General features: G+C 56.4%; 1 protein-coding gene. It reads left to right on the top strand.

Annotated elements, in window-relative coordinates; translation table 11 throughout:
• Nucleotides 1-27 precede the first annotated feature (27 nt).
• The coding region (locus CPA45_RS22420; RefSeq protein ID WP_208858584.1) for a beta strand repeat-containing protein at nt 28-1,645 on the top strand (1,618 nt) is incomplete at its 3' end.

Raw genomic sequence — 1,645 nt, 5'->3', positions numbered from 1 at the left:
ACCGACGATGAGACGCTGGTGATCGCCATGAGCGATGACCTGGACGTCAACAGCGTGACCACCAACACCCTCGACGTCGCCAACAACGCCACCATTGGCGGTGCACTCAACGTAACGGGCCAGACGACCCTGAGTGGTGGCCTGAGCATGGATGGCAATCGCATCACCAATGTAGCGGCCGGTATTGATGGCACCGACGCGGTGAACGTTGACCAACTGACGAATGTCAGTGACGTGGCCAATGCTGGCTGGAACGTTCAGACCAACGGTGATACGGCGACTAATGTGGCGCCGGGTGATACCGTCCAAATGATCGATGGCCAGAATATCGCCATTACCCGCAACGGTACCGATATCACCGTAGCCACGGCAGATGACGTCGAGTTCACCAACGTTGAGGTGACCGAGAACCTGAATGTTGCGGGCGATACCCACATTGGTGGTAGCACCACCATCAATGAAAACCTCACCGTTGCGGGTGAGACGCGTCTGGGTGACAACTTCTTCGTTAACAATGAAGGCAACGTTACCTACGACGGCGCGATCACCGAAGGCAACCACATCGTCAACAAAGAGTATGTGGACGGTGGCATCGGCGACTTAGCCGATACGCCGATCACCTTCGGTGGCGACACGGGCAGCACCGACCGCCAGTTAGGCGAGCGCCTGGATATTGTCACCAGCAACGCCAACCTCAGCACCGAAGTAACCGACGATGAGACGCTGGTGATCGCGATGAGCGATGATCTGGACGTCAACAGCGTGACCGCCAACACCCTCGACGTGGCTAACAACGCCACCATTGGCGGTGCGCTTAACGTAACGGGCCAGACGACCCTGAGTGGTGGCCTGAGCATGGATGGCAATCGTATCACCAATGTGGCGGCCGGTATTGATGGCACCGACGCGGTGAACGTTGACCAACTGACGAATGTCAGTGACGTGGCCAATGCTGGCTGGAACGTTCAGACCAACGGCGATACGGCTACTAATGTGGCGCCGGGTGATACCGTCCAAATGATCGATGGCCAGAATATCGCCATTACCCGCAACGGTACCGACATCACCGTAGCTACTGCAGATGACGTCGAGTTCACCAACGTTGAGGTGACCGAGAACCTGAATGTTGCGGGTGAGACGCGTCTGGGTGACAACTTCTTCGTTAACAATGAAGGCAACGTTACCTACGACGGTGACATCACCGAAGGTAACCACATCACCAACAAGGACTACGTGGATAACAGCGTAACTGAGTTGGGAGACACGCCGCTGACATTTGGTGCCAACGAAGGTGGCGACACCGAACGCCGTCTGGGTGAGCGTCTCGATATCGTGGGCGAGGCCGACGAGGAAGGTAACAGCAACATCATCACTAAGCTGAGCGATGAACAGACGCTTGAAGTGGCGCTGAACGACGACCTCAATATCGGTAATAGCCTCACCGTTGGTGACACCTTCATTGATGGTGACAGCATCACCACCAACAACATGGTCACCAACAACGCCACGGTAAACGAAAATCTCAGCGTAGCAGGTAACACCACCCTGGCTGGCAACCTCACGGTTGAAGGCGACACGGTGCTAGGCAACACCCGCATTGCCAACGACACCCTGGTGGTTAACGATGGTTCCCTCTCGGTGGCCG

The sequence above is a fragment of the Vreelandella nigrificans genome (genome assembly GCF_002374315.1).
In the GTDB taxonomy this organism is placed as follows: domain Bacteria; phylum Pseudomonadota; class Gammaproteobacteria; order Pseudomonadales; family Halomonadaceae; genus Vreelandella; species Vreelandella nigrificans.
This window is presented reverse-complemented; position numbering and strand designations above follow the sequence as displayed.